We start from the raw sequence: 24,237 nt of genomic DNA on the forward strand, positions 1-24,237 counted from the left end.
ATGATGGCAGAGGGCATTGCGACCTTCGCCAAGGATGAAGAAACGCTGCTGCTGCTGCCCCCCGCGTGCAAAATCTGAAGCGACAAGGAACAAGATATGCTGCGTAGACTGCACCCCGACCAACCCGCTTCTTTCGCCTTCACTCCAGCCAATCAGGCATGGGCAGAAGCGCAGATCACCAAGTATCCCGAAGGCCGACAGGCCAGCGCGATCATTCCGCTTTTGTGGCGTGCCCAAGAGCAGGAGGGCTGGCTGAGCCGTCCCGCGATCGAGCATATCTCGGAAATGCTGGGCCTCGCCTACATTCGCGGGCTGGAAGTGGCGACGTTCTATTTCATGTTTCAGCTGCAACCGGTTGGTTCTGTTGCGCATATTCAAGTTTGCGGCACCACGTCCTGCATGATCTGCGGGGCAGAGGATCTGATCGGTATCTGTAAGGAAAAAATCGCACCGAAGGCGCATCAGTTGTCTGCGGATGGCAAGTTTTCGTGGGAAGAAGTCGAATGTCTGGGCGCATGTTCGAACGCACCAATGGCGCAGATCGGCAAAGACTATTACGAAGACCTGACTGGTGAGCGTTTTACGCAGATGCTGGATGAGCTTGCTGCTGGCAAGGTGCCGAAACCCGGCCCGCAAAGCGGCCGCTATGCATCCGAGCCTCTGGGTGGGCTGACATCGTTGACTGATCATGACAGCGGCAAGACGCAGTATAACGCTTCTGTGCAACTGGCGACTGACATTGGCGATACGGTTAAGCGGATCGACGGCACCGAAGTACCACTGCTGACGCCGTGGCAGGGCAAAGCCGCCAATAGCGGCAAGTCGCCCGCTAAGGCAAAGCGTGATGACATGATGCCGCCGTCCGGTCTGGATGGCGCACAAGGTGGTCGTACCAAAACGGAAAAATCTGCCAAGCGCTCTGTAGGTGCTGCATCTGACAAGGTTGCCGAAGCAGCGGGCGAGGCGCCCGAAGCCATGGCCAAGGCCAAGCCAGCGCGCGGCACTGTTGCACCAGCTCCAAAATCAGACCTGAAGGCGCAGTCAGGCACAGCTACAACAGGCGCCGGCAAGAAGCCCCGCACGATGAGCGTGCCGCGTAAATCTGGCGCGGATGACCTCAAGATGATCAAGGGCGTTGGTCCAAAGCTTGAAACCATTTTGAATACTATGGGTTTTTTCCATTTTGACCAAATCGCAAAATGGGGGCAAGATGAGCTCGCATGGGTAGACCAGAACCTCGAAGGGTTTAAAGGCCGCGCGTCGCGCGACAATTGGGTTGATCAGGCGGGTCGGCTTGCGCGGGGGGAACAAACTGAATTCTCTGCGAAGGCTGGAAAAGACGGGCGCTACAAATAGCGTCTAACACAGTCCATCTGGGGGATAGATTAAGACATGGCTTATAAAGAAAACTACACGGAGTGCCAGAAAACCTGTTGGTTGATCGCCGCACTGGCCGGTTTGCTGGCAATGGTGTTGCTGTATGCTGTTGCCGATTTCGGCGCGTTCAAGGCGATCTTCACCGGCGCACTTCTAGGCTTCATTCTGGGCGTTATTCTGATGCTGACCATGTGCAAGTCGCAAGTTTCGGCAGGCGACATGTCCTCATCGGCCAAGTCGGCAACAGGCACTGGCGCAACATCAACTGACAGCAAGACGGTTGCAAGCGGTGCCACACAGGCTTCGAATACAACCTCAAAGCCCGCTAGCGCGGCTGAAAGTGTTGCCGCCAGTACTTCTACCTCAAATGAAAGCACTGCAGGCGGCGAAGTTTCCGACGTTACGGCTTCAGCAGAGACAGACACGTCAGCGCCAGCGGGCGCGATGGCGCAGGTGAATACCACGCCTTCTGCTGCGCTGAGCATGCCGGTGGCAAACACATCTGACGCTGCTGAGCCGAAGGCAGAGGTCACAACAACTGCTGCCAAAGCTTCTGCGCCAGCCTCAAGCAGCAAAGCAAAAGCCGCGTCAAAGGCAAAGACAGCGGCAAAAGCGAAATCTGCAACGGCCAAGCCCAAAGCGGCATCCGCTGCGCCAAAGGCCAAAGCTGCTGCAACGCCTAAAGTCAAAGCAGCAACAGCACCGAAGGCTAAAGCAGCAACAGCGGCGCCTAAAGCCAGCGCTGCAACTATGGCCCTCAAAGCAAAAGCTGCGGCACCTGCGGCAAAGAAACCCGAGATGCTGAGCGCGCCGCGCCCTGAGGGCAAAGACGATCTCAAGCTGATCAGCGGTGTTGGGCCAAAGCTGGAGCAGACATTGAATGATTTGGGCGTCTACCATTTCGATCAGGTCGCCAAGTGGAAGAAGAAAGACATCACTTGGGTCGACGACAATCTGCGCTTTAAGGGCCGGATCGCGCGCGACGATTGGATGTCACAGGCCAAGATACTGGCCAAAGGCGGCGAGACTGCATTCTCGAAGCGTAAGAAGAAAACCTGAGTTTAGGAGCCGTCCGTGGCTGACAATGACGACATTCTGTCACGTAACGGGCGGCGCCTTGCGCTGGTAAGTGTTGTGGGCGCATTCGCCTTTATGGGGATTGAGTTCGCTGGGGCCACCTATGGGTGGTCCAATCAGACAATGGGCTTTCTGGAACTTGGTATTTCCGCCATGTTCTTGTGGGTCTTTATACAAGCATTCAGAATGTGGCGGCAGCGCCAATCTGAGAAAGACGGATGAGCACCATGTTGCATGACAAAGACCGGATTTTCACGAACATCTACGGCATGCATGACCGTACTCTGAAGGGGGCGCAGGCGCGTGGCCACTGGGATGGTACGGCGGCGATCATCAAAAAGGGCCGCGACTGGATCATCGACGAGATGAAAGCATCCGGTCTGCGCGGTCGAGGTGGTGCGGGTTTTCCAACGGGGCTGAAATGGTCCTTTATGCCGAAAGAAAGCGACGGCCGTCCCAGCTATCTGGTGGTCAACGCCGACGAATCCGAACCCGGCACATGTAAAGACCGTGAGATCATGCGCCATGATCCGCACACGCTGATCGAGGGCTGCCTGATTGCAAGCTTCGCGATGAACGCAAACGCCTGCTACATCTACATACGTGGCGAATATATCCGCGAAAAAGAGGCCCTGCAGAACGCTATCGACGAGGCCTATGAAGCCGGTTTGGTGGGCCAGAACGCTGCCAAATCGGGTTGGGATTTTGACATCTATCTGCACCACGGGGCAGGTGCTTATATCTGCGGTGAAGAGACTGCGCTGCTTGAAAGCCTTGAAGGCAAAAAGGGCATGCCGCGCATGAAGCCGCCGTTCCCTGCGGGCGCGGGTCTGTACGGCTGCCCGACAACTGTGAACAACGTCGAAAGCATCGCGGTGGTTCCGACCATCCTGCGCCGTGGCGGCGGATGGTTTGCTGGTTTCGGCCGTCCAAACAATGCGGGCACCAAACTGTTCGCTATCTCGGGCCATGTGAACAATCCATGTGTGGTTGAAGAAGCGATGAGCATCTCGTTCGAAGAACTGATCGAAAAGCATTGCGGCGGTATTCGCGGTGGTTGGGACAACCTTAAGGCTGTGATCCCCGGTGGATCGTCTGTACCGATGATCCCTGGCAAGGAAATGCGCAACGCGATCATGGATTTCGACTACTTGCGTGAGCAGCGGTCGGGCCTTGGGACAGCGGCGGTCATCGTGATGGACCAATCCACCGACGTGATCAAAGCGATCTGGCGTTTGGCGAAATTCTACAAACACGAAAGCTGCGGCCAGTGTACGCCGTGCCGCGAGGGCACAGGCTGGATGATGCGCGTGATGGATCGTCTGGTGAAGGGCGACGCCGAACCCGAAGAGATCGATATGCTGCTTGACGTAACTAAGCAGGTCGAAGGCCACACCATTTGTGCGCTTGGCGATGCGGCGGCTTGGCCTATTCAGGGCCTGATCCGTCACTTTCGTGGTGAAATTGAAGACCGGATCGCGCACAAGCGCGGCACCGTTTCTCCAGTAGCGGCGGAATAGCAGGATGGACATTTTTGCCCCATATGCCTACGCAATCGCGGCGCTCGCTCTCTGGGCGCTGCTGGTCTGCGTGCTTTCGATGCTGTCCACGGTAGGGCGCGCAGCCGAGAACCGCTGCGATTGCGGAAAGCCCAAGCGGGACTATAGCGATCCCGTCTACCGCCGTGAACGCGCGTTCATGAACGCGGTTGAGGGCGGCGGTCCATTCGTCGCAGTCACAGTGGCGGCCATGCTTGCTGGCGGTTCGGTGTTCTGGGTAAACCTCTTTGCATCGCTTTATGTTGTGGCACGACTGGCGATGGCCGTGGTCCACATCAAGACCGAAAACCAGCCAGCCCGTTCGATCTGTTTCGTGGTAGGCTTGGTTTGCATCATTGCACTTGCAGTGATTGTTCTGGGCGCGGTGTTTTAAGCAGCGTGCGCGCTTGGCCTAATTTTCTTCATACAGTTTGCTGTGGCCTACTACCTGGCCACAGCCACGCGGCTTAGGTGCTGTGATGCGATCTTGGCCTTGACAGCAGTGGGGAAGAGGGGCGTTTGGATGTAAGATTTGCTCTTGTTGGGGGCAATCTGCGCACGGCAAGAACCCTATCGGTTTGCGAAAATATCGCCAGCCTAGAGAATTTTGTATGGAATACGGTCCACAAACGTTTCTATGACAGCCGCGCTGAATGGCTCGATGCCGTCGAAACCTTGCAGTTTGCCATGTGGTGGGTACCTACAGGGCACCGCCCTGATATGCATTAGGCGATGGTACGTTTCAGGTACCTTGAGCAGAGCGGTGACAGTGAGGTAGCTTTCGGCTGGGACTACGCTAAGTCGCACAGCAATAACGAGTAGGAGATCGTACATGGGGTTCGTCCGTAATATCTGGGACGGTCTGCTTAGCTTTGGGGCATTTTTGCTGACATTGGGCCTGTTCGCAGGGCCAGCATGGGCCACATATCTTGCCGTTTCTGGTGGGTTGGTGACCCCTTGGATATATCTGCCTTTGGTGGGGATGCTCTATGTTGGGCTCAACCTTGCTATCGCGTTTTTGCGCAAGGCGTTGGACGGGATATCTCCGTTGCGCGAGCGCAAAAGAGGATAGGCGAAGAAGCACTGGCCCTGTCCGGCAATTTGCGCGATAACGGGCGCAAGATTTTAGAATAACCGCACCAAAGTGTGTGGAGGAGACAGTGATGAAGATTTGGACTGCGCTTGTGGTATGTGCTGGACTGACAGCAGGCTGCACAACACCCGAAGACCGCATCCTGTTTGACGGACAGTACTTTAATGCCAAGTTGCGTAAAGTGGAGCGGCAGCTTGATGTTTTCACCGTTACGGTAAAGCCTGTATCAAAATCGCTGAAAGGGGCCTTGGCCGCCGGCGAATATGAGGCGATCATCCACTGTGTAAACTATTACGGAACTTCCGATATCATCTGGACAGTCGGGCCAGAGACGCCCGAGGAGCAGTTGAGCATCGTAAAAAACGTTGTGACGTTGCAGGGCCGGTGCCCGGACGCAAGATAGGCAGACACCAGTGTCGCTTCTCGCCAAAGCGGTGCTGATATTGAATAACAAAGGGACTAACCCACACATGCCAACAAGGGCAAATGCCCAAGAAAGCATATGAGGAACGAGTAATGCGTCATCTGATCTTAACAATTAGTCTTTTTGCAGTGTCGACGGGAATGGCTGTGGCCCAGCAAAACCTGCGCGACGTAAAGTCGATAGATAATGCGGTATTTGACGTCGCAATTGCGGATAAGATCCGGAAAGAGTGTCCAGAGATTTCTGCACGTGTGGTGAAGGCGTTGATGCTGTACCGTCAGGTGCGCGCAGAGGCCCGATCCTTGGGGTTTTCTGACGCGCAGATCAAAGAATATGGCGACTCGGACACGGAAAAGGAGCGGATGCGTGCCAAAGGCGAAGCATATTTGCGCGCCAACGGGGTTGTAGCATCTGACCCGCAAAGCTATTGCGCGCTAGGGCGCAAAGAGATTCAAAAATCGAGCCGCATTGGCTCGTTGCTGAGAGAAAAGTGACATCATGAGCGATATTCGCAAGATCATCATCGACGGTAAGGAAATTGAAGCCGAGGGCGCTATGACGCTCATTCAGGCGTGTGAGCAGGCGGGCGTGGAAGTTCCGCGCTTTTGCTACCACGAGCGTCTGTCGATTGCCGGTAACTGCCGGATGTGTCTTGTCGAAGTGGTCGGTGGCCCGCCAAAGCCTGCGGCATCCTGCGCGATGCAGGTGCGCGATCTGCGCCCCGGTCCGGAGGGTCAGGCACCGGTTGTGAAAACCAACTCTCCCATGGTTAAAAAAGCCCGCGAGGGCGTGATGGAATTCCTGTTGATCAACCACCCGCTGGATTGCCCGATCTGTGATCAGGGCGGTGAGTGTGATCTTCAGGATCAGGCGATGGCTTATGGCGTGGATTTCTCCCGCTACCGCGAGCCCAAGCGCGCAACCGAAGATCTGGATCTGGGCCCGCTCGTTGAGACGCACATGACGCGCTGCATTTCTTGCACCCGCTGCGTACGTTTCACCACCGAAGTCGCAGGCATCACGCAGATGGGCCAGACCGGCCGTGGCGAGGATGCAGAGATTACCGCTTATTTGGGTGAAACGCTGGACAGCAACCTGCAGGGTAACATCATCGATTTGTGTCCCGTTGGTGCACTTGTGTCCAAGCCTTACGCGTTCACGGCGCGCCCTTGGGAGCTGAGCAAAACAGAATCAATCGACGTGATGGACGCCCTCGGCTCCAACATCCGCGTTGATACCAAAGGCCGTGAAGTGATGCGGTTCCTGCCACGTAACAATGACGGCGTGAACGAGGAATGGATTTCTGACAAAACACGTTTTGTCTGGGACGGCTTGCGCAAGCAGCGTCTGGACACACCCTACATCCGTGAAAACGGCAAGCTGCGCAAAGCAGACTGGCCCGAAGCGCTGGCCGCTGCTGCTGCTGCGATGAAGGGCAAAAAGCTTGGCGGTCTTGTGGGCGATCTGGCCCCGGTTGAAGCTGCATTCGCGCTCAAGCAATTGATCGAAGGGCAGGGCGGCGTCGTCGAATCCCGCACCGACGGGGCAAAGCTGCCCGCTGGGAACCGCTCTGGCTATGTAGGTACTGCTGCCATTGAAGATATCGACACCTGCGAAGCGATCATGCTGATCGGTACCAACCCTGCGGGTGAAGCGCCTGTCCTGAACGCGCGCATCCGCAAGGCTTGGACGAAAGGCTGCAATGTTGGTCTGGTTGGTCCGAAAGTGGACCTGACCTATGAGTACAACAACATCGGCGATGCGCCGCAGGTGATGGACGATCTGCTGAAAGCTGATCACTCCGAGGTGGCAGAGAAGTCCTCGATGATCATTGTCGGCATGGGCGCGCTGGCGCGTGAGGATGGCGCAGCCGTTCTGGCTGCAGCGATGGCGCTTGCCGAAAGCACAAAGTCCAAATTCATGGTGCTGCACACTGCGGCGTCCCGAGTGGGTGCGATGGATGTGGGCGCTGTTGCGCCGAACGGCATCAGCGATGTGCTTGCTGCCGAGGTGATCTATAACCTTGGTGCCGACGAGGGCGACATTCCTGCCGGTCCATTTGTGATCTATCAGGGCAGCCATGGTGATCGAGGCGCACATCGCGCCGACATCATTCTGCCCTCCGCTGCTTATACTGAAGAATCAGCTCTGTTCGTGAACACCGAAGGTCGTCCACAACTGGCCCAACGCGCCAGCTTTGCACCCGGTCAGGCGAAAGAAAACTGGGCCATCCTGCGCGCACTCAGCGCCGATATGGACGCGGTTCTGCCGTTTGATTCGATTGCCGCGCTGCGTCAGGCGCTGGTCAAAGCGCATCCACATTTGGGGCAGGTCGATCATCTGGCTGAAAACGACTGGTCGATTGAGCCTAAGGGCAAGATTGATTCCGCACCGTTTTCCTACGCGATTGCCGATTTCTATCTCTCTAACCCAATTGCACGTGCATCCAGCCTGATGGCCGAGCTTTCTGCCAACGCAAAAGCACGTCGCACAAAGGCTATGGCAGCAGAGTGAAAAACGTGGGCCTGATCGCTTTGCTGGCGCTTGCTGCCTGCACGCCAGCGATTCCCACAGCCGAAGACTTTATCCCTGAATACAAAGGGGTAGAGACGTTGTTGTTGGATGGCGATCTGGTGCAATTTAATGTTGCTATGACGAAGGCTTTGGCGTCACAAAATGTCGCGGCTTACGCAGAATGCGCTGCAGCGCAGTATACGTTAATTCGCGGGTATGGTTTTGCACGTCATGTACGGACAAATGTGGCAATTGAGGGTGGCATTTGGCGTGCCGATGCTGTTTACACAATCTCGCCGAGCCTGCCAAAAGGCTTGAGGACTATTGATGCTGAGGTGGTGACGCAAAACTGCCGTGAAAAAGGCATCCCGACGGTGTGAGGACCTATGGCTGACTTCTTTTTTAACACCACCCTTGGAATGATTCTGCTGATTGTTGGCCAGATTTTCCTCGTTGTAATTCCATTGCTGCTGGCTCTGGCCTTCCTGATGTATCTTGATCGCAAGATTTGGGCTTCTGTCCAGCTGCGTCGCGGTCCGAACGTTGTGGGGATCTTTGGCCTGCTGCAATCGTTTGCAGACTTTGGCAAATACATCGTCAAAGAAATCGTCGTCCCTGCGGGCGCGGACAGGCCTGTGTTCTTCCTTGCTCCGATGGTGAGCTTGGTGATGGCGCTGGTCGCGTGGGCGGTGATCCCGTTCAACGACGGCTGGGTCCTGTCTGATATTAACGTCGCAATCCTGTTTGTGTTCGCGGTCTCTTCTTTGGAAGTTTACGGTGTGATCATGGGCGGTTGGGCGTCGAACTCGAAATACGCGTTCCTAGGCTCGCTTCGCTCTGCGGCGCAGATGATCTCATATGAGGTCTCGATCGGTTTGATCATCATCGGTGTGATTATCTCCACCGGTTCGATGAATTTTAGCGGCATCGTGGCAGCTCAAGAGAGCGACTATGGTTTGCTCAGCTGGTACTGGTTGCCGCACTTCCCGATGTTGATTTTGTTCTTCATCTCCGCATTGGCCGAGACAAACCGCCCACCGTTTGACCTTCCTGAAGCGGAATCAGAACTGGTTGCGGGATATCAGGTTGAATACTCGTCCACCCCATTCCTGCTGTTCATGATTGGTGAACTGGTGGCTGTGGTTCTGATGTGCGCGCTGATCTCTTTGATGTTCTTTGGCGGTTGGCTGTCACCAATTCCAGGTCTGCCGGACGGCATCTTCTGGATGATCGCCAAAATGGGCATCGTGTTCTTCTTCTTCTCGTTGATCAAGGCGATCACACCGCGCTATCGCTATGACCAGTTGATGCGTCTGGGCTGGAAAGTATTCCTTCCGTTCTCGCTGTTCTGGGTGGTGTTTGTGGCATTCGCCGCGAAATTTGGATGGTTCTGGGGCATTTACGCCCGCTGGACCGTAGGGGGCTGATATGACCGACTACACACGTCACGCCAAATACTTCCTGTTGCAGGATTTTTATCAGGGCATGAAGCTGGGCATCAAATATATGTTTAAGCCGAAGGCGACGATCAACTATCCGCACGAGAAGGGGCCTCTGTCCCCGCGCTTTCGTGGTGAACACGCGCTGCGTCGCTATGCCAACGGTGAAGAACGTTGCATCGCCTGCAAACTGTGTGAGGCCGTTTGCCCCGCACAGGCGATTACCATCGACGCCGAGCCCCGCGAAGACGGCAGCCGCCGCACAACGCGCTATGACATCGACATGACAAAGTGCATCTACTGCGGTTTCTGTGAGGAAGCCTGTCCTGTGGATGCGATTGTTGAAGGTCCAAACTTCGAGTTCTCGACCGAGACACGCGAAGAGCTGTATTACGACAAGACCAAGCTGCTGGAGAACGGTGACCGCTGGGAAGCGGAGATCGCCCGCAACCTTGAAATGGATGCACCTTACCGATGACCGATAAGAAACCTTGGGAAGACATGATGCGGCAGATGCAGGATATGGCTAAGACCTTTCCTGCAATGGACGCATTCACGCCCAAAGGTTTCGAGGCCATGATGGGGCTGATGCCCAAGGACCTGATGGAGACGTTTTTTGGCAACAAGCTTAACCCCGATGGGTTGGATGCCAAGACGCGGCTTTTGCTGACATTGGCAGGGCTGACCATGCAGGGCGCGCAAAACGATTTGGCCATTCGCCAGACCGTGCGCCATGCGGCAGAGGCGGGCGCGCACCGCCAACAGATTATTGAGACGATTGGTCAGATGGCCCTCTTTGCGGGATTGCCCGCGATGCAGCGCGCCATGGATCTGGCCCAACCTGTGCTGGACGAGATGGCAGGGCAGGCGGACAAGAGCAAGGAAGGTGACGCATGAGCGTTTTTGCATTCTATTTATTTGCGGTCAGTGTGATTGCGGGCGGGCTTTTTACGGTCATCAGCCGCAACCCCGTTCACTCTGTGCTTTGGCTGATCCTGTCGTTCCTGTCGGCGGCTGGTCTGTTCGTCCTGCTGGGCGCTGAATTCGTCGCGATGCTGCTGATCATCGTATATGTCGGCGCGGTCGCGGTCCTGTTCTTGTTTGTTGTCATGATGCTCGACGTCGACTTTGCCGAACTGAAGGCCGAAATGGCGAGATACATGCCGCTTGCACTGCTTATTGGCCTCGTGATTCTGATGCAGTTCGTGATGGTCTTCGGCGCATGGGATGCCAACGTTGCGGCAGATGGGCTGCGCATGCAGGTCACCGATGTCAACGTGATGAACACCGCCGCTTTGGGCCTTATCCTGTATGATGAATACTTCCTGCTGTTCCAGCTGTCCGGGCTGATCCTGCTGGTCGCGATGATTGGTGCGATTGTTCTGACACTGCGCCACCGTGGCGATGTGAAACGTCAGGATGTGGTGGCGCAGATGATGCGTGACCCCGCCAAGGCGATGGAGTTGCGCGACGTTAAGCCAGGGCAGGGCCTGTAAGTACTTAAGTTCCGCGCGGTTTCTTTCAGAGGAACCCGCACGGGTAAAAAGAAAAGAAGGAAGAGCGCTGGTGTCACGCAACACTTTGGTCGTCGTAATCGCGGTCCTGATCATTGTGCTTGGCGGCTATAGCTTCTTGTGAAATATGCGGCGCCAGCAAGCTACTGGCGCTGATTGACTATCCCCAAACGGGGAGAAACTGAGGGACGACATGATCGGACTGGAACATTACCTGACAGTGGCAGCGACGCTGTTTGTCATTGGCATCTTTGGCATCTTTCTGAACCGCAAAAACATTATCATTTTGCTGATGAGCATCGAATTGATGCTGCTGGCGGTGAACATCAATCTGGTATCTTTCTCCAGCTTTCTTGGGGATATGGTGGGGCAGGTGTTCACTCTCTTCGTCCTAACGGTTGCTGCGGCAGAGGCCGCGATTGGTCTTGCGATCCTCGTTTGTTTCTTCCGGAACCGCGGCACAATCGCCGTGGAAGACGTCAATGTGATGAAGGGCTGAGGACATGGAAATTACACTCCTTTTTGCCCCGCTGATCGGCTCCTTGCTTTGCGGTTTCGGCTGGAAAATCATTGGCGAGAACGCCGCGTGCTGGATTGCGACGGGCGGCTTGTTCCTGTCCGCGCTGCTCAGCTGGATCGTTTTCCTGACATTTGATGGCACGACAGAGACCATCCAGATCCTGCGCTTTATCGAAAGTGGATCGCTGAGCACCGATTGGGCCATTCGCCTGGACCGTTTGACCGCGATCATGCTGATCGTGATCACCACGGTTTCCAGCCTCGTGCACCTTTATTCGTTTGGCTATATGGCCCACGACGAGAACTTTGGCGAAGGCGTCAGCTATAAGCCGCGCTTCTTTGCCTACCTGTCGTTCTTTACATTCGCGATGTTGATGCTGGTGACTTCTGACAACCTTGTGCAGATGTTCTTTGGCTGGGAAGGTGTGGGCGTTGCCTCATACCTTCTGATCGGTTTCTACTACAAAAAGCCGTCTGCTAACGCGGCAGCGATCAAAGCGTTTGTGGTGAACCGTGTCGGTGACTTCGGATTTACGCTAGGGATCATGGGATTGTTCCTTCTGACAGACAGCATCAAGTTAGACGATATCTTTGCCGCCGCTCCACAGTTGGCTGAGACGTCAATTCACTTCCTTTGGGCTGACTGGAACGCCGCGAACCTGCTGGCATTCTTGCTATTCGTCGGTGCGATGGGGAAATCGGCGCAGTTGTTCCTGCACACGTGGTTGCCAGACGCGATGGAAGGGCCTACGCCCGTGTCCGCGCTGATCCACGCAGCTACAATGGTTACAGCTGGCGTTTTCCTTGTGTGCCGCATGTCTCCACTGATGGAATTCGCGCCAGAGACAATGATGTTTGTGACCTTTATTGGTGCCACGACCGCATTTGTCGCAGCGACCATTGGTCTAGTGCAAACCGACATCAAGCGCGTGATCGCTTATTCGACCATGTCGCAGCTGGGCTATATGTTCGTTGCGGCAGGCGTTGGCATGTATTCAGCCGCGATGTTCCACCTGTTCACGCACGCCTTCTTCAAAGCGATGTTGTTCCTCGGGGCGGGTTCGGTCATCCATGCGATGCACCATGAACAGGACATGATGAATTACGGCGGCCTGCGTAAGAAAATCCCTTATACCTTCTGGGCAATGATGATTGGCACATTGGCGATTACCGGTTTGGGCATTCCTGTCTGGATTGGCACTTTGGGTGAAATTCCGATCGGCTTTGCTGGCTTCCAGTCCAAAGATGCGATTGTGGAAAGTGCCTACGCTGCCGGTTCCATGTACGGCTTCTGGATGCTCGTGATTGCAGCCCTGTTCACCAGTTTCTACAGCTGGCGCCTGATGTTCCTGACGTTCTACGGCAAACCCCGTGGCGACAAGCACACGCATGAGCATGCGCATGAAAGCCCGATGGTAATGTTGGTGCCGCTGGGTGTTCTTGCTCTGGGTGCGATGCTGGCCGGTATGGTCTGGTACAGCTCCTTCTTCGGTCACACCGATCAGGTCGCGAAATTCTACGGCATCCCTTACGCCGAAGAAGGCGCGCACGGCGAAGCCAAGGTTGACGGTGCCGAGATATCTCATGATGAGGCCGACGGCGGAAAATCCACGGCCGAGCATCACTATGCTTTCGCAGGTCAACCGGGGGAGGGTGCGCTTTATATCGCGCCTGACAACACGCTGCTCGATGATGCGCACAAGGTGCCTTACTGGGTAAAGACATCCCCCTTCGTGGCGATGCTGATCGGGTTCGCCTTTGCCTACCTGTTCTATATCAAGAGCCCATCACTGCCGGGTCGACTGGCGGCGAACCAAAAGTACCTCTACCTGTTTCTTAAGAACAAATGGTATTTCGACGAACTCTACGATTTCATCTTTGTCCAACCTGCCAAAGCGATTGGCCGCTTCCTATGGAAGCGTGGCGATGGAAACGTGATCGATGGCGGCCTGAACGGGCTGGCCATGGGGATCATCCCCTTCTTCACCCGCCTCGCCGGTAAGGCGCAGTCCGGCTATATCTTTACCTATGCCTTCGCCATGGTGATCGGGATCGCGGTCCTTATCACCTGGATGACGATGACCGGAGGAGCGAACTGATGGAAAGTAATCTTTTGTCCATCGTCACGTTTATGCCAGCCTTTGCGGCCTTGATCCTCGCGGTATTCCTGCGCGGTGAGGACCCTGCGGCACAGCGCAACGCCAAATGGCTTGCCCTGATCACAACAACCGTGACCTTTATTGTATCGATCTTTGTGTATCTGGAATTCGACCCCTCCAACACCGGCTTCCAGATGATTGATGAGGCGGAATGGCTGCTTGGCCTGAACTACCGCCTTGGCGTTGACGGCATCTCTATCCTGTTTGTGATGCTGACCACCTTCATGATGCCGCTGGTGATTGCCGCATCTTGGGATGTGTCTACGCGGGTCAAGGAATACATGATCGCGTTCCTCGTGCTTGAGACATTGATGATCGGCGTGTTTGTCTCGCTCGATCTGATATTGTTCTACCTCTTCTTTGAGGCGAGCCTGATCCCGATGTTCCTGATCATTGGCATCTGGGGCGGAGCAAACCGTATATACGCGAGCTTCAAGTTCTTCCTTTATACCTTCTTCGGCTCCGTTCTGATGCTGGTAGCGATGGTGGCAATGTTTGCGGATGCCGGCACGACATGTATCGGCGGTTGTACGGTAAGCCTGTTGACCCATGAATTCGGATCCCAAACGTTCAGCATTATGGGCGTCCAGATTGTTGGCGGCATGCAGACGCTGATGTTCCTTGCTTTCTTCGCAAGCTTCGCGGTGAAAATGCCGATGTGGCCTTTCCACACATGGTTGCCTGACGCGCACGTTCAGGCGCCGACTGCGGGTTCTGTGGTTCTGGCGGCAATTCTGTTGAAAATGGGCGGCTACGGCTTTTTGCGCTTCTCACTGCCGATGTTTCCGATCGGTTCCGAAGTGGTCGGCCCACTGATCCTGTGGATGTCGGCAATTGCGATTGTCTACACCTCGCTGGTGGCGCTGGTGCAAGAAGATATGAAAAAGCTGATCGCGTATTCATCGGTGGCCCATATGGGTTTTGTCACAATGGGCATCTTCTCAACGAACCAGCAAGGTTTGGACGGCGCGATCTTCCAGATGATCAGCCACGGCTTTATCTCCGGCGCGTTGTTCTTGGCTGTTGGCGTGATTTATGACCGTATGCACACCCGTGACATCGACGCCTACGGCGGCCTTGTGAACCGGATGCCTGTTTACGCGCTGTTGTTCATGCTGTTCACCATGGCAAACGTCGGCCTGCCGGGCACATCCGGTTTCGTTGGCGAATTCCTGACGCTGATTGCGGTCTTCCAGGTCAACACTTGGGTTGCAGCTGTTGCAACGACCGGTGTCATCTTCTCGGCAGCCTATGCCCTGTGGCTGTACCGCCGCGTGGTGATGGGTGACCTGATCAAGGAAAGCCTCAAGGGCATCTCAGACATGACAGCCCGCGAGAAATGGATTTTCGCGCCGCTGGTTGTCATGACATTGTTGCTTGGCGTCTACCCTGCGCTGATCCTCGATACGATCGGGCCATCGGTTACGGCTTTGGTTGAACATTACGATACGGCTGTGGCCGCGGTGGAAACCGTGACTGAAGCAGCCCAAGCCCACAATTGAGGCGATAGACATGATGAATGATATCCTCCAGATCCTGCCCGAAACCATCCTTGCCGGCACAGCGATAGCGGGCCTCTTGGCAGGCGCCTATGGCGGCAAGGATGCCATTGCGCGTCCGTTGCTCTGGGTCATCGCCGCAGTGATGGTGGTTCTTGCCCTGATGGTTTCGGCCAGTTCTTCCACCACGGTGGAATCGTTCAATGGCATGTTCATCAATGACGGCTTTGCGCGTTTCGCGAAGGTCGTGATCCTGATCTCGGCTGCCTGTGTGCTTGTGATGTCGGAAGGCTATATGAAAGCGCGCGGCCTGCTGCGGTTTGAATATCCTATTCTGGTCGCGCTGAGTGCGGTCGGCATGATGGTGATGGTCTCCGCCGGTGATCTGATGGTACTTTACATGGGGTTGGAGCTTCAGTCTCTGGCGCTTTATGTTGTTGCATCCCTGCGTCGCGACAGCATCAAATCGACCGAAGCCGGTCTTAAGTATTTCGTGCTGGGTGCTTTGTCGTCCGGTCTGCTGCTCTATGGCGCGTCGCTGGTATATGGTTACGCAGGTACCACGCTGTTCTCTGGCATCATCACCACAGCACAGGCGGGGGAGACCACAGTTGGTCTGCTGTTTGGTATCGTGTTCCTGATCTCTGGCATGGCTTTCAAAGTTTCTGCGGTTCCGTTCCACATGTGGACACCGGATGTATACGAAGGCTCGCCCACACCGGTCACAGCGTTCTTTGCGACTGCGCCCAAAGTGGCTGCGATGGCTCTGTTTGCCCGCGTGCTGCATGACGCATTTGGCAACGCCGTCAGCGACTGGAGCCAGATTGTTGCGCTGCTGTCTGTGCTGTCGATGTTCCTTGGCGCTGTAGCGGCAATCGGGCAGACCAACATCAAGCGTCTGATGGCCTACTCTTCCATCGCGCACATGGGCTACGCCCTGATGGGTGTTGCCGCCGGTACCGCCTTTGGCGTACAGGCCATGCTGGTTTACATGGCGATCTATGTCACAATGAACATCGGTGTCTTCGCATTCATCCTGCTGATGGAAAAAGACGGCGCACCTGTTGTCGATATTTCATCGCTGAACATGTATTCAAAAAGCCATCCGGGCCGCGCCTTTGCGCTGCTGGTACTGTTGTTCAGCCTTGCAGGTGCTCCACCGTTCCTTGGCTTTTTCGGTAAGCTCTACGTTCTGCGGGCGGCCTACGAAGGCGGCCTGGCATGGCTGGCGATTGCCGGTGTGATCGCGTCCGTGATCGGTGCCTTCTATTACCTGCGGATCGTGTTCTTCATGTACTTTGGTGAGAATAAATTAGACGCGCTTGACCAGAACCGTGGCGGTCTGCTGGGCGGTTTCCTGATCGCTTCTGCGGTGATCATGGTGGTGGGTATCATCAACATGTTCGGCGTCGAAGGTGCCGCAGCATTGGCGGCGGCGACTCTTGTTCAGTAACCGGTACGCTGGCTGATGGCCGAGTGGCCTCACGGATATACACGGCATGTCTTCGACACGCTGGATTCCACCTTGTCGGAGGCCGCGCGCATGGCGCCCGGCCTTCAAGGGCCCGCTTGGATCCTTGCCCAAGAGCAGACTGCAGCGCGCGGTAGGCGCGGGCGGGCGTGGTCGACCCCTCGGGGCAATTTCGCAGGCACGCTGATTATGCGGATGAGGGGCAGCCCCGCAGATGCTGCCCTGCGCAGCTTTGTAGCCAGCCTTGCCCTTTATGAGGCATTTATAGAAGTCACGGGGCAAGCGGATGCTTTCGCGCTAAAATGGCCCAACGATGTCCTTCTCAATGGCGGCAAGGTTGCCGGTATCCTGCTAGAATCGCTTGGATCCAATCTGGTCATAGGGATTGGTGTTAACCTCGCGCATGCACCGACACCCGAACAGGTCGAACAAGGCGCTGTGACGCCGGTGAGCGTGCTCGGAGAGACAGGGGTGAGCGTTGCCCCGGAGGTCTTCCTTGATGCTCTTGCGGCGGCTTACGCGCGGATTGAAGCACAATTCACCACCTATGGATTTTCACCGATACGCACGGCGTGGCTCTCTCGTGCAGCGCGGATTGGCGAAGTGGTAAGGGCACGTACCATGCGGGACGAAACCGTTGGTGTCTTTGAAGATGTGGATGCATCGGGTAACCTCATTTTGCGCACCCCGAAAGGGGCCGTGGCGATCACAGCGGCGGATGTCTATTTTTAACTCTCAGGAGGGCATCCTATGCTCTTGGCGATTGATTGCGGCAATACCAACACCGTGTTTTCCATTTGGGACGGGTCCGAGTTCATTGCGACGTGGCGAACCGCAACTGATTGGAAGCGGACGGCGGACCAGTACTATGTCTGGCTCAGCACGCTGATGAAGTTGCAGGATATAGATGCGCAAATAACCGATATGATTATCTCCTCCACAGTGCCGCGTGTTGTGTGGAACCTGCGGGTGCTTGCGGATCGCTATTTCAGCACCCGTCCACTGGTGGTGGGCAAGCCGGAATGTATCCTGCCAGTGGATGTTCGGGTAGACGCAGGCACAGCTGTTGGGCCTGACCGCCTTGTAAATACGGTTGCGGGGTACGATCTATATGGTGGAGACTTGATCGTTGTGGATTTTGGTACGGCGACGACCTTTGACGTGGTCGCTGCGGACGGGGCTTATGTAGGCGGGGTGATCGCACCCGGTGTGAACCTGAGCCTTGAGGCGCTGCACAATGCGGCAGCCGCTTTGCCACACATCGACATCAGCCAGCCGACCTGTGTGGTAGGCACCAATACTGTGGCTTGTATGCAGTCTGGGGTTTTTTGGGGTTATATCGGCCTCGTACGTGAGATATGTGCGCGAATAAAGGCGGAGCGCGGACGCGACATGCGCGTCATCTCCACCGGCGGGCTCGCGCCGCTGTTTCAGCAGGCCGAAGCCCTCTTTGACGAATATCAAGATGATCTGACAATGCACGGCCTGACCGTGATACATAAATATAATAAGGAATTAGCGACTCAATGAGCAGCGAAAGATTGATCTACCTTCCCCTTGGCGGGGCGGGTGAAATTGGCATGAATGCCTATGTTTACGGCTACGGCAAGCCCGATAAAGAACGACTGATTGTCGTGGATATCGGCGTGGCCTTTCCGGACATGGACTCAAGCCCGGGTGTAGACCTGATTATTGCCGACATCGACTGGCTTGTGCAGCGCAAAGACCGCATCGAAGCAGTTTTTGTCACCCACGCGCACGAAGACCACGTCGGCGGCATTGCGCATACCTATGACCGTTTGGAAGCGCCGATCTATGCGCGCAAATTCACGGCCAATATCGCAAAACGCAAGATGGCCGAATACAACCATCCTGATGACGCCGTGCGCATCGTGGGGACCTTCCCCCATCAGGTCGAAGCGGGCCCGTTCAAGGTTGGCTTTCAGCCGATTTCCCACTCGATCCCCGAAAGCTCTGCTTTGGTGATTGATACGCCTGCGGGCCGTATTGTGCACTCTGGCGATTTCAAAGTTGACCTGACACCGGGTGTCGGCGAGCCGTTTGATCCCGCAGCTTTCAAAGAGATTGCTAAAGGCGGCATCAAGGCGTTGGTCTGTGATAGCACAAACGTGTTTAGCCCAAACCCCGGCCGCTCCGAAGCGACTTTGCCAGATGTGATTACCGAACTGGTGCAAGGCGCATCCGGTATGGTGGTTGCAACAACATTTGCCTCCAACGTGGCGCGTGTGAAAACGCTTGCTGTGGCGGGGCAGAAAGCTGGCCGTTCGGTTGTGCTTTTGGGCCGGGCGATGAAGCGGATGATCGAGGCATCGGTTGAAACTGGCGTTTTGACTGACTTCCCGCCAACCATCAGCCCAGAGCAGGCGCGTGACGTGCCGCGCGAAAACCTGTTGTTGCTGGTAACCGGTAGCCAAGGCGAACGCCGTGCTGCATCAGCGCAGTTGGCGCGCGGCAAATACATGGGGTTGCAGATGCAGGAAGGGGATATGTTCCTCTTTTCGTCCAAGACCATCCCTGGAAACGAACGCGGCGTGATCCGCATCATCAACCAGTTCTCTGAAATGGGTGTGGATGTTGTTGACGACAGCTCGGGCAAATACCACGTGTCCGGTCACGCCAACCGTCCCGACATCGAGACGCTGCATGACGTGCTGAAGCCGCAGGTTGTGATCCCGATGCACGGAGAACACCGCCACCTGCGTGAGCATGTCAAAATTGCTGACGCCAAGGGTATCAAGGGTGTGCTGGCCGTGAACGGCATGATGATCGATCTGTCCGGCAACACGCCAAAAGTGGCCGAGTATGTTGAGACTGGCCGGACCTATATCGATGGCTCTGTCCAAATTGGCGCGCTGGATGGCGTGGTGCGGGACCGTATCCGCATGGCGCTCAACGGGCACATGACCGTTACCGTGCTCATGGATGAGCAGGACGAGCCTTTGGGTGATCCGTGGGTCGATACGATGGGCCTGCCTGATACAGGTGTCAGCAACGCGCCATTAATTGATGTGGTCGAGCAGGACCTGAGCCAGTGGCTCGGACGGGCAGGGGCCAAGACCCTGCGCGATGACAAAGCGCTGGATGACGGCCTGCGCAAGGCTGCGCGCCAGTCTGCACAGAACGAGATCGGCAAGAAGCCCGAAGTAACTGTGGTGGTCAGCCGTCTGAGCTGACCCTGCACACAGCAGAATACGAAAAAGCCCCGCAGTATCTGCGGGGCTTTTTTTATTCCACGTCAGCTTCGGCTTAATCTTTGGGACGATCCGCAAAGCTCAGCTCAATGAAGGTGGGGGTGTGATCGCCCAGACCAACCACTCTGTTGCCGCTGTTGCGGTTGTCGTCGCGGCGATCGTTGTTGCGTGGGCTGCCGCCCCGCGACCGCGAATTGTGGCGATCAGAGCTGTCGGACTTCTGTTCTTCTGCTGGCGCTTCGGCCTTCTTTTCAGGGGCCTGTGTCTCTGCCGTTTTGACAACGGCAGCCTTTGGTACTTTTTCCGTCGCCTTTTCCGGCGTCGTCGTTGCCTCTACCGGCTTGGGCGTGTCGCTCGTCTTGCGGCTGCGTGAGCGGCTACGCTTCGGCTTTTCTGCGGGGGCGGTCTCAACGGTGTCCTCGCTCGGCTTCCCCGTCTCCTCTTTTGATGAGTTGCCGCCAAGCGGGTTGTCCAAACGCGGAATTTCTTTCTGAACGAGGCGTTCGACGTTCTCGAAGTTCTTTTCGTCGCGCGGAACGCAGATCATGATGGCTTTGCCATCGCGGCCAGCACGGCCCGTGCGCCCGATACGGTGCACATAGTCTTCCGCATGGCTGGGCACGTCGAAGTTAAACACGTGGCTTACCGCAGGCACATCCAGTCCGCGTGCGGCCACATCAGAGGCCACGAGGAAGCGAAGATCGCCTGCGCGGAACCCGTCAAGCGTGCGCGTGCGCTGGCTCTGGTCCAGATCGCCGTGGATCGGTGCCGCGTCATAGTTGTGTTTCTTCAAAGACTTGGCAACGGCATCCACGTCCATCTTCCGGTTGCAGAAGATGATCGCATTTGTGCATTTATCGCCCTCGGCGTCGATCAGCGCGCGCAGCAGGGCCCGCTTTTCAGTCGATTCGCGCTCTTTGCGGGACGCTTTGAACATCACCACGCCTTGCGTGATGTTCTCGGACGTTGTCGCCTGACGGGCGACTTCCACGCGCTCAGGGTTGCTGAGGAAGGTGTTGGTGATTCGCTCGATCTCTGGTGCCATGGTGGCGGAGAAGAACAGCGTCTGACGGGTGAAGGGTGTCAGGCCGAAGATGCGCTCGATATCGGGGATAAAGCCCATATCGAGCATCCGGTCAGCCTCGTCCACGACCATGACTTTGACGTCTGTCAGGATCAGTTTGCCGCGCTCATGGTGGTCAAGCAGGCGACCGGGAGTGGCGATGAGAACATCGACGCCTTTGTCGATCAGCTTGTCCTGCTCCTTGAAGGAAACGCCGCCAATCAGCAGTGCCTTTGTCAGCTTGAGGTGCTTGGCATAGGTGTCAAAGTTTTCGGCTACCTGTGCGGCCAGTTCGCGCGTCGGGCAAAGCACGAGGCTGCGTGGCATGCGCGCACGGGCGCGGCCACGGGCCAGCAAGGTAATCATCGGCAGCACGAAGCTGGCGGTTTTGCCTGTACCCGTTTGGGCAATGCCCAGAACGTCACGTCCCAAAAGAGCGGGCGGTATGGCGCCTGCCTGAATCGGGGTAGGGCTGTCGTAGCCCGCTTCTTCAATGGCTTTGAGCACCTTGGTGTTCAGGTTCAGATCAGTAAATTTTGTCATGTGTATCCGTTAGTTGCGGACACTCATTTGGCCCGCTGCAGCGTCTACGTCAGCCAGCATGGCTCTAATGGCGGCATTAGCCGCGACATATCTGAGGTGCGCATACCAACTTGTGAGCGGAGCGTCAAATATTTGCGAAGTTTGGGAAATGTTTAGCGAGATCTGTGTCAAATTGGAAAGTCATCTGGTGCAGAAGGCCGCGGGTTTCCAGCCGGTCGCGCAGGGACGGGGTATCAGCGCACACTTCTTCAAAGAACTGGCGCAGACCGGCTTCATCTTCTTCCTGCTGGATCAGGGTGAACAGCTCGTGTGTGGTGATGCCACCGCGTTCACGACTGCGCGCAGGGCCCAGATCGGCCCGGTATGATCCTTCGCGGAATCGGTAGGCGAAGTGACTGTGCCACGTGTCCCAGTCTGTCGCGTGAAAATGGGCGAGCTTAACCTTGGGCATCTCTAGGTGGTCCGGATTCGTCTCTCCCTTGAGGAAGGCGTTGTGGATCCGGAATTTGATCCCCTCAATGCCTGTGCGGACGAAAACCTTGCCGGCGATGTGGCTGAGGAACCCGCCTTTGAGGTGCTCACCGAAGGTCGGGTAAAGGGCTGAGACGATTTGTTCGCGGCTGCGGCCCGCGGGAATGAAAGTCTTGAAGGCGGCGTCCTTCTGGGGATCACCGCCTGCCAACAGCTCCATCGGCCGCGCGCGCGCGCATTTAATTGTTTCGGGCAGGGCGCCAAGATGGGAAGCCACCTGTCCCTCACTCACTAGAAATTCGTCCACATCCATATGCATCAACCAATCAACCTCATGCGCCTTGGTGTAGGCGCGGGTGGCGTTAAAGGTCTGGCGCGGCTGGTGCATGTCGGGGCGGGAGCCGTTGTGACGCTTCCAATACCCGTCATCGCAACGGATCACGCGGCATTTTGGGTGGTTGCGCAAGACTTCTTGCGCCTCCGGATTGGGGGCATCTAGGTAAATGTAGATACGTTGTGCACCCAATTCGAGGTGGTAGGCAACAAAGCGCAGGATCGGGGCCGTATCGGCCTTGATCGTTGCGACAATGCCCCAAGTGGTCATGCTATACCATCATCTCTTTGGTGGCGGTCAGTTTGACGTCTGGATAGTCGCGGTCAACGCGGTCGATGTCCCACTGCAGCCGCGTCAGATAGACAACATCGCCGTCATGGTCATGGGCGATGTGCTGCTTGTTGGCTTCCATGAATTTATCCACCGCAGCCTTAGGACCATTAACCCAGCGCGCCGAGGTGAACTGGGACTGCTCAAAGCGCACGGGCAGGCCGTATTCCAGCTCGATCCGGCTGGCGAGCACTTCGAACTGCAACTGGCCCACAACGCCCACAACAAAGCCGGAACCGATGGACGGTTTGAACACTTTGGCAGCACCTTCTTCGGCAAACTGCATCAGCGCTTTTTCCAAATGTTTGGATTTCAGCGGATCGCCCGCGCGCACACCTTGCAGTAGCTCAGGCGCGAATGAGGGGATGCCCGTTACGCGCAGCGATTCGCCTTCGGTCAACGTATCGCCGATGCGTAGTTGTCCGTGGTTTGGAATGCCGATGATGTCACCGGCCCATGCTTCCTCTGCCAGTTCACGGTCGGCGGCCAGAAACATCACGGGGCTGGCGATGGTCATCACCTTCTTGCTACGAACGTGGGTCAGTTTCATACCCCGTTCAAAATGTCCTGACGCAAGCCGGACGAACGCCACGCGGTCGCGGTGCTTGGGGTCCATATTGGCCTGTACCTTGAATACAAAGCCGGTCACGTTTTTTTCCTCGGGCAGGATCTGGCGTGGCTCGGCCTTTTGTATTTGCGGTTCGGGACCGAACATGGCGATGCCGTCCATCAATTCCTTGACACCAAAACTATTGATCGCTGAGCCGAACCAGATCGGGGTGAGCGAGCCTTCGGCCATCAGCTCCGCATCCAGCGGCGGCATGAGTTCGCGCACCATCTCAAGGTCTTCTTTGAGCTTTTCCAGAAGGTTGGCGGGCACATGCTCAGCCAGCTTTGGATCATCCAGACCTTCGATCTTGATGCTTTCGGCAACCTTGTTGCGGTCCGCGCGGTCCATCAGTTCCAGCCGGTCGCGCAGGATGTCATAGCAGCCGACAAAATCGCGGCCTACACCGATAGGCCAGCTGGCAGGCGTTACATCAATCGCAAGGTTTTGCTGGATTTCGTCGATGATCTCGAACACATCGCGGCTTTCACGGTCCATCTTGTTACAGAAGGTCAGGATCGGCAGGTCGCGCATGCGGCAGACCTCGAACAGCTTTTGTGTCTGGCTTTCCACGCCCTTCGCGCCGTCGATCACCATCACGGCCGCATCCACAGCTGTCAGGGTGCGGTAGGTATCTTCCGAGAAGTCGGAGTGACCGGGGGTGTCGACCAGATTGAAACGGTAGTTTTTGTCTCGACCCTGAAAATCAAACGACATGGCGGACGCCGAGACGGAAATGCCCCGGTCTTTCTCCATTGCCATAAAGTCAGAGCGGGTGCGCCGCGCTTCGCCTTTGGCGCGCACCTGGCCCGCCATCTGGATCGCACCACCGAACAACAGGAACTTTTCCGTCAGCGTTGTCTTGCCGGCGTCAGGGTGGCTGATGATCGCAAATGTACGCCGCCGCGCAATTTCTGCAGGAAGTGCAGGGCGATTATTTTGGTTATCCAGCATGTTAAGGCGTGTTCCTAATGTTTTTTAGGGATGGCTTGATGACAAAGCCACTCTCGGCGTTTGGGCGCTACACATACCCTACATACGCGTCAAGGCAAG

General features: G+C 56.2%; 25 protein-coding genes. 22 read left to right on the forward strand and 3 right to left on the reverse strand.

Features of this window, described 5'->3' with window-relative positions; translation table 11 throughout:
• Positions 1–96 precede the first annotated feature (96 nt).
• The 22 genes from V7730_RS00675 (at position 97) to V7730_RS00775 (ending at position 19,818) form a co-directional block, all read left to right on the forward strand.
• Positions 97–1,356, forward strand: coding sequence for an NADH-quinone oxidoreductase subunit E (locus tag V7730_RS00675; RefSeq protein WP_335745643.1), 1,260 nt, complete (start codon positions 97–99; stop codon positions 1,354–1,356).
• Between the two features lie 36 nt (positions 1,357–1,392).
• Positions 1,393–2,436, forward strand: coding sequence for a hypothetical protein (locus tag V7730_RS00680; protein WP_335745644.1), 1,044 nt, complete (start codon positions 1,393–1,395; stop codon positions 2,434–2,436).
• Between the two features lie 15 nt (positions 2,437–2,451).
• Positions 2,452–2,676, forward strand: coding sequence for a DUF5337 family protein (locus V7730_RS00685; RefSeq protein WP_335745645.1), 225 nt, complete (start codon positions 2,452–2,454; stop codon positions 2,674–2,676).
• Positions 2,677–2,681: 5 nt separating this feature from the next.
• Positions 2,682–3,974: an NADH-quinone oxidoreductase subunit NuoF gene (gene nuoF, locus V7730_RS00690; protein WP_335745646.1), complete on the forward strand. Its 1,293-nt coding sequence runs from the start codon at positions 2,682–2,684 to the stop codon at positions 3,972–3,974.
• Between the two features lie 4 nt (positions 3,975–3,978).
• A complete protein-coding gene (locus tag V7730_RS00695; protein WP_335745647.1) occupies positions 3,979–4,386 on the forward strand; it encodes an MAPEG family protein in 408 nt (135 codons plus the stop codon).
• Between the two features lie 125 nt (positions 4,387–4,511).
• Complete coding sequence (locus V7730_RS22585; protein WP_443070166.1) at positions 4,512–4,721, forward strand: DUF3291 domain-containing protein; 210 nt, start codon at positions 4,512–4,514, stop codon at positions 4,719–4,721.
• A 103-nt stretch (positions 4,722–4,824) separates the two neighbouring features.
• Complete coding sequence (locus V7730_RS00700) at positions 4,825–5,064, forward strand: hypothetical protein (protein ID WP_335745648.1); 240 nt, start codon at positions 4,825–4,827, stop codon at positions 5,062–5,064.
• 91 nt (positions 5,065–5,155) lie between these two features.
• Entirely contained in the window at positions 5,156–5,488 is a 333-nt protein-coding gene (locus V7730_RS00705) for a hypothetical protein (RefSeq protein ID WP_335745649.1), read from the forward strand.
• Positions 5,489–5,601: 113 nt separating this feature from the next.
• Entirely contained in the window at positions 5,602–6,003 is a 402-nt protein-coding gene (locus V7730_RS00710; protein WP_335745650.1) for a DUF5333 domain-containing protein, read from the forward strand.
• A 4-nt stretch (positions 6,004–6,007) separates the two neighbouring features.
• On the forward strand, positions 6,008–8,023 hold the full coding sequence (gene nuoG / locus V7730_RS00715) for an NADH-quinone oxidoreductase subunit NuoG (RefSeq protein WP_335745651.1): 2,016 nt from the start codon (positions 6,008–6,010) through the stop codon (positions 8,021–8,023).
• A complete protein-coding gene (locus V7730_RS00720; RefSeq protein ID WP_443070167.1) occupies positions 8,020–8,403 on the forward strand; it encodes a hypothetical protein in 384 nt (127 codons plus the stop codon). The genes nuoG and V7730_RS00720 overlap by 4 nt, the downstream gene beginning before the upstream one ends.
• Positions 8,404–8,409: 6 nt before the next feature.
• Positions 8,410–9,450: an NADH-quinone oxidoreductase subunit NuoH gene (nuoH, locus tag V7730_RS00725; protein WP_335745652.1), complete on the forward strand. Its 1,041-nt coding sequence runs from the start codon at positions 8,410–8,412 to the stop codon at positions 9,448–9,450.
• A gap of 1 nt (position 9,451) precedes the next feature.
• On the forward strand, positions 9,452–9,940 hold the full coding sequence (nuoI, locus tag V7730_RS00730; RefSeq protein WP_335745653.1) for an NADH-quinone oxidoreductase subunit NuoI: 489 nt from the start codon (positions 9,452–9,454) through the stop codon (positions 9,938–9,940).
• Entirely contained in the window at positions 9,937–10,359 is a 423-nt protein-coding gene (locus V7730_RS00735; RefSeq protein WP_335745654.1) for a carboxymuconolactone decarboxylase family protein, read from the forward strand. The genes nuoI and V7730_RS00735 overlap by 4 nt, the downstream gene beginning before the upstream one ends.
• A complete protein-coding gene (locus V7730_RS00740) occupies positions 10,356–10,958 on the forward strand; it encodes an NADH-quinone oxidoreductase subunit J (RefSeq protein ID WP_335745655.1) in 603 nt (200 codons plus the stop codon). Before V7730_RS00735 ends, V7730_RS00740 begins: the two co-directional genes overlap by 4 nt.
• 211 nt (positions 10,959–11,169) lie before the next feature.
• The gene (gene nuoK / locus V7730_RS00745) at positions 11,170–11,475 is read left to right on the forward strand and encodes an NADH-quinone oxidoreductase subunit NuoK (protein ID WP_335745656.1); all 306 of its coding nucleotides are present in this window, start codon (positions 11,170–11,172) and stop codon (positions 11,473–11,475) included.
• A gap of 4 nt (positions 11,476–11,479) precedes the next feature.
• Complete coding sequence (nuoL, locus tag V7730_RS00750) at positions 11,480–13,594, forward strand: NADH-quinone oxidoreductase subunit L (protein WP_335745657.1); 2,115 nt, start codon at positions 11,480–11,482, stop codon at positions 13,592–13,594.
• Entirely contained in the window at positions 13,594–15,156 is a 1,563-nt protein-coding gene (locus V7730_RS00755; RefSeq protein ID WP_335745658.1) for an NADH-quinone oxidoreductase subunit M, read from the forward strand. Before nuoL ends, V7730_RS00755 begins: the two co-directional genes overlap by 1 nt.
• Positions 15,157–15,166: 10 nt before the next feature.
• Complete coding sequence (gene nuoN, locus V7730_RS00760; protein WP_335745659.1) at positions 15,167–16,606, forward strand: NADH-quinone oxidoreductase subunit NuoN; 1,440 nt, start codon at positions 15,167–15,169, stop codon at positions 16,604–16,606.
• Positions 16,607–16,621: 15 nt separating this feature from the next.
• A complete protein-coding gene (locus V7730_RS00765) occupies positions 16,622–17,356 on the forward strand; it encodes a biotin--[acetyl-CoA-carboxylase] ligase (protein ID WP_335745660.1) in 735 nt (244 codons plus the stop codon).
• An 18-nt stretch (positions 17,357–17,374) separates the two neighbouring features.
• Complete coding sequence (locus tag V7730_RS00770) at positions 17,375–18,154, forward strand: type III pantothenate kinase (protein ID WP_335745661.1); 780 nt, start codon at positions 17,375–17,377, stop codon at positions 18,152–18,154.
• The gene (locus V7730_RS00775; RefSeq protein WP_335745662.1) at positions 18,151–19,818 is read left to right on the forward strand and encodes a ribonuclease J; all 1,668 of its coding nucleotides are present in this window, start codon (positions 18,151–18,153) and stop codon (positions 19,816–19,818) included. Before V7730_RS00770 ends, V7730_RS00775 begins: the two co-directional genes overlap by 4 nt.
• A gap of 73 nt (positions 19,819–19,891) precedes the next feature.
• Here the strand turns inward: V7730_RS00775 and V7730_RS00780 are convergent, their stop codons facing one another.
• From V7730_RS00780 to V7730_RS00790, 3 genes are all read right to left on the reverse strand, one after another.
• Positions 19,892–21,442, reverse strand: coding sequence for a DEAD/DEAH box helicase (locus tag V7730_RS00780; RefSeq protein WP_335745663.1), 1,551 nt, complete (start codon positions 21,440–21,442; stop codon positions 19,892–19,894).
• 124 nt (positions 21,443–21,566) lie between these two features.
• Positions 21,567–22,517: a glycosyltransferase family 2 protein gene (locus V7730_RS00785; RefSeq protein WP_335745664.1), complete on the reverse strand. Its 951-nt coding sequence runs from the start codon at positions 22,515–22,517 to the stop codon at positions 21,567–21,569.
• Between the two features lies 1 nt (position 22,518).
• Positions 22,519–24,138: a peptide chain release factor 3 gene (locus V7730_RS00790; RefSeq protein ID WP_335745665.1), complete on the reverse strand. Its 1,620-nt coding sequence runs from the start codon at positions 24,136–24,138 to the stop codon at positions 22,519–22,521.
• Positions 24,139–24,237 lie beyond the last annotated feature (99 nt).

Source organism: Sulfitobacter sp. (assembly GCF_036961165.1).
Lineage (GTDB): Bacteria > Pseudomonadota > Alphaproteobacteria > Rhodobacterales > Rhodobacteraceae > Sulfitobacter.